The sequence below is a fragment of the Acinetobacter sp. AKBS16 genome, assembly GCF_002899995.1.
GTDB classification, from domain to species: domain Bacteria; phylum Pseudomonadota; class Gammaproteobacteria; order Pseudomonadales; family Moraxellaceae; genus Acinetobacter; species Acinetobacter baumannii.
This window is the reverse complement of sequence record NZ_POYH01000088.1, coordinates 17,421-21,005: the sequence shown is the minus strand read 5'-3', so window position 1 is coordinate 21,005 and position 3,585 is coordinate 17,421. Positions and strand designations below refer to the sequence as shown.

Here is a 3,585-nt window from a genome sequence, read left to right as displayed (position 1 = left end):
GCAGGATGAGCGTGCCCTAAACCACATACAGCAATACCAGTGAGTGCATCTAAATATTCTGTACCATCTTGTGTATAAAGATACGCCCCTCGGCCTCGAACAAAACTGATCGCTTGGCGACCATAAGTAGCCATTAAATGTGTTGGTTGATCAGGTTGTACTGGAGCTAGGGTAATATCAGTCATCACGAACTCTGTCTGTATAAGGTTTTAAGAAGGGTTTATATAAACAAAAACTTGTACTGATGAAAAGTCTCATCATTCATTTATCTAAAATTTCGTCTGCTTTTTGCTATCGCTTCGGTTTATACAATAAAATATTGAATATTCTGTGCAACTTTAAGCAACAAGGCGGTTTGCAAAGCGATGTGAACACCCCCTATAATGCTGCAAGATTAGTTGAGGATCTATTTATGACTGAACAAGCACGTGATACTGAAGCGTTAATTCGCGATCAAATTGCGAAGCATCCCGTTTTACTTTACATGAAAGGCACTCCACAGTTTCCACAATGTGGTTTCTCTGCACGTGCAGTAGAGGCGCTCAGTCAAATTGGTCGTCCATTTGCATATGTGAACATCTTAGAAAACCCTGATATTCGTGCAACTTTACCAAAAATTGCAAACTGGCCTACTTTCCCACAATTATGGGTAAACGGCGAGCTTATTGGTGGTAGCGATATCATGCTTGAAATGTTCCAAAATGGCGAATTAAAACCATTAATCGAACAATACAGCGCAGCTCCAGAAGCTTAATAATAAAAAAGCCAATCGAAAGATTGGCTTTTTTATACTTATAAATTTAACAATCACTTATACCGACATAACGAAATAGCCCATCTACACCAAGATCTGCTTTTAAAATAGTTAAATTTTTATATGGTGTAGTAGTTATCGCATCAAAAATATTCATGTTCGGATCTTCATGTAACTCATCTACGTTTTGTTTCATAACTTCTTCAAAACGGTCAGCAACAAATTCAAATCCTAAGTCCATTGCAATAAATAATGTATGTTCACAAGGTTGAACATATTGTTCTTGTGTCCAATCAATAACGGCAAGCTTACAAATCGGGCAAATAATATTAGCGTTTGCGTTCTCTAATTCAACTAACTGGTAAGACATATTATTTAAAAAATCGAGAAAAATATATTTTAGGAGAATTAGCCTATAAGCGCCATATTTGCTTATTAATTTAAGAAAATAAATTACAAAATAACTTCAATGTAATTACAATGAAATTTCAAGTTATTTAATCCTCTCTTTTAAGGTTTATTTATAAGCTTTTTACAAAAAATTAAAATCAAACTTTATCGTTGCAAAAGTAATAATGTAAAATCTTTAGTGTTGCATAAATAGGATATTTTAATGCTCACAGATCTTGATGATTTTTATTGTTTTGCCCTTGTTGTTGAGCATGGTGGATTTAGTGCCGCCGAACGTGTTACGGATATTCCAAAATCAAAATTAAGTCGTCGTGTTTATAACTTAGAGGAAAATTTAGGGGTTCGCTTAATTCAGCGCAGTTCTCGTCATTTTGCAGTTACCGATATTGGTATGGATATTTATAGACACGCCCAAGTCATGATGAATGCCGCACAAGCAGCTCATGATTTAGTTGATCACTTAAGTATTCAACCTAGGGGTGTAGTCAAAGTAAGCGTTCCTGTCGATATAGCACAAAACCAGCTACCCAAAATTTTACCGGCATTTTTAAAAAAATATCCTGAAATTCGTTTACAACTTATTGTAAGTAATCGACGCGTTGATGTAATTAATGAAGGAATTGATATTGCTCTACGGGTCAGATCTAAACTAGATGATGACCCTAGTCTGGTACTAAGACAGTTTGCGCTAATAGAACAAAGTCTCTTTGCAAGCCAAGCTTATTTAAATGAGTTTGGTAATATTAAGTCACCTGATGAGTTAAGTGATCATCGTATTTTAAGCTTGTCTGAAGAGCATTTAGATCAACAATTTATATTGCATGGCCCAGACAACCAACTGAAGAAAGTGAAAGTTAGCCCAACTATCATGGGAACAAATATTTATATGCTTGCCCAACTTGCAAGTCAAAATTGTGGTATTGCCTTATTACCTGACACAGCAGCTGAGGATTTTGTAAAATCAGGTCAACTTGTACAAATCTTGCCAGATTGGAAAGCAGCCCACGGTATATTCCATGCTGTTTATCCGTCACGAAGAGGTTTACTGCCAGCTGTACGTGTATTTATTGATTATTTGGTAGAACATCTTTCAGAACATCCATAAATCAAAGCCGCATAAAAAAAGTTCGATAGATTATCGAACTTTTTTTATGCATATTAAATTTCTGGATAATTTCCCACACCTTCGGGCCACGGCGTTAATAATTCAAATCCTGTATCTGTAACAGCAACCATGTGTTCCCATTGAGCAGATAATGAATGATCTTGGGTAATTACGGTCCAGCCGTCATTTAACTCTTTTACCTGAGGTTTGCCTGCATTAACCATAGGTTCAATTGTAAAGACCATCCCTTTTTTCAAAACAAGACCTTGGCCGCGTTGTCCATAATGCAGAATATTAGGTTGTTCATGATAAACTTTACCAATGCCATGCCCGCAATATTCACGAACAATGCTATATCCTTCGCGATGAGCGACCGATTGAATAGCGTAACCAATATCCCCTAAAGTCGCCCCTGGTTTAACTGCATGTATACCAGCGACCATTGCTTCATAAGTAGTTTCAACTAATTTTTTAGCATGTGGATTTACGTTACCGACATAATACATACGGCTCGTATCACCAAAATAGCCGTCTTTAATAATTGCTACATCAATATTAATAATATCGCCATCTTTTAAAATTTTATTTTGAGAAGGGATACCGTGACATACCACTTCATTGACTGAAGTACATATTGTTTTTGTGAATCCATGATAACCCACATTAGCCGGTATAACTTTTAAAGTATTTACGATGTAATCATTACAAATATTGTCTAAATATTCAGTTGTTACACCTGGCTTGACATACTCCCCTATCATTTCTAAAACTTGTGCAGCCAAACGCCCAGAAACTCTTAATTTTTCTAGATCTTGTTCAGTTTTAATTGTAACAGTAGAAGCTCTCATTCAATTTTATCCTCGTAGGCACTGCTTTTACCACGCCTACAAAAATGTTAGTTAATTTAGAATATTTTAGAATGGATATAGGATAGGCGGAAAGCTTTTAATGTCCAAATATTCAACATTCATAATAGAAATTTATATTTTCATTTTTACACAATTTCTTTAAAAAGTCAGACCTAAAAAATGTTTTCTTTATTTCTTTCAATGAGTTTTCAAGTAGATAACTTAACCAGTTGATATTTTTAATATCTCTGGATGATTGATACGGCCTAAAAAAAAGCTTTTTCACATAAAATAGCGCTTGATCATGATCTCTTTTGCTCTAAAATTCTTTCTTTTTTGTTAAATTTAATTTATGCAACAGCTTCGTACCGGAGATATTATTGCCTTAGGTTTTATGACCTTTGCCCTCTTTATTGGGGCTGGTAATATTATCTTTCCTCCCATTGTCGCTCAACAATCTGGTGATC

The 3,585-nt window shown here is 35.3% G+C and carries 6 protein-coding genes; 3 read left to right on the top strand and 3 right to left on the bottom strand.

Going from position 1 to position 3,585, the window contains the following annotated elements:
- Positions 1–185, bottom strand: a 185-nt coding sequence (locus tag C1642_RS19695; RefSeq protein ID WP_228153932.1) for an aminotransferase class III-fold pyridoxal phosphate-dependent enzyme, incomplete at its 3' end; no start/stop codon positions are given.
- Between the two features lie 227 nt (positions 186–412).
- Here C1642_RS19695 and grxD point away from each other — a divergent pair.
- The gene (grxD, locus tag C1642_RS15410) at positions 413–754 is read left to right on the top strand and encodes a Grx4 family monothiol glutaredoxin (protein WP_000138830.1); all 342 of its coding nucleotides are present in this window, start codon (positions 413–415) and stop codon (positions 752–754) included.
- Positions 755–800: 46 nt separating this feature from the next.
- Here the strand turns inward: grxD and C1642_RS15405 are convergent, their stop codons facing one another.
- Complete coding sequence (locus C1642_RS15405; protein ID WP_005131537.1) at positions 801–1,124, bottom strand: hypothetical protein; 324 nt, start codon at positions 1,122–1,124, stop codon at positions 801–803.
- A gap of 243 nt (positions 1,125–1,367) precedes the next feature.
- Here C1642_RS15405 and C1642_RS15400 point away from each other — a divergent pair, with 243 nt between their 5' ends.
- On the top strand, positions 1,368–2,270 hold the full coding sequence (locus tag C1642_RS15400) for a LysR family transcriptional regulator (protein WP_000954523.1): 903 nt from the start codon (positions 1,368–1,370) through the stop codon (positions 2,268–2,270).
- A 53-nt stretch (positions 2,271–2,323) separates the two neighbouring features.
- On the opposite strand, the gene map is transcribed toward C1642_RS15400, so the two are convergent.
- A complete protein-coding gene (gene map, locus C1642_RS15395) occupies positions 2,324–3,118 on the bottom strand; it encodes a type I methionyl aminopeptidase (protein WP_001202776.1) in 795 nt (264 codons plus the stop codon).
- A gap of 352 nt (positions 3,119–3,470) precedes the next feature.
- Here map and C1642_RS19690 point away from each other — a divergent pair.
- Positions 3,471–3,585 (top strand): branched-chain amino acid transport system II carrier protein (locus C1642_RS19690; RefSeq protein ID WP_228153937.1); only part of this gene is annotated, 115 nt, incomplete at its 3' end.

Excerpts from the sequence above, each read along its gene's own strand:
- grxD (WP_000138830.1), top strand. The coding sequence starts at position 413 with ATGACTGAACAAGCACGTGATACTGAAGCGTTAATTCGCGATCAAATT.
- C1642_RS15405 (WP_005131537.1), bottom strand. The coding sequence starts at position 1,124 with ATGTCTTACCAGTTAGTTGAATTAGAGAACGCAAACGCTAATATTATT.
- C1642_RS15400 (WP_000954523.1), top strand. The coding sequence starts at position 1,368 with ATGCTCACAGATCTTGATGATTTTTATTGTTTTGCCCTTGTTGTTGAG.
- map (WP_001202776.1), bottom strand. The coding sequence starts at position 3,118 with ATGAGAGCTTCTACTGTTACAATTAAAACTGAACAAGATCTAGAAAAA.